Below are 220 nucleotides of genomic sequence, written 5' to 3'. Positions count from 1 at the left end.
AACCTGCTTTACCAGAAAAATTTCGAGAACACCCTCAAATTCCTTCACAGGCACAAGGCGGAATACACCCTGCTGTGGTCCATTCCCCTGGAGGAAAACGTCTTTGGCCGGATGTTGGCCTGCGCCAGCGCCATCCGGGCACCGCCGCCAATGCCGCCGCAGATCAGCGCATCCACCTGCAGCGCTGCCAGCAGCCCGGCCAGCGCGCCGTGGCCGCTGC

General features: G+C 62.7%; 1 protein-coding gene. It reads right to left on the bottom strand.

Translation table 11 applies throughout. The features are described 5' to 3' along the window. Positions 1 to 44: 44 nt before the first annotated feature. Positions 45 to 203, bottom strand: coding sequence for a NifB/NifX family molybdenum-iron cluster-binding protein (locus H6B10_RS16985; RefSeq protein WP_275951114.1), 159 nt, complete (start codon positions 201 to 203; stop codon positions 45 to 47). Positions 204 to 220 lie beyond the last annotated feature (17 nt).

The sequence above is a fragment of the Gemmiger formicilis genome, from assembly GCF_016901605.1.
Taxonomy (GTDB): domain Bacteria; phylum Bacillota; class Clostridia; order Oscillospirales; family Ruminococcaceae; genus Gemmiger; species Gemmiger formicilis_B.
This window is presented reverse-complemented; position numbering and strand designations above follow the sequence as displayed.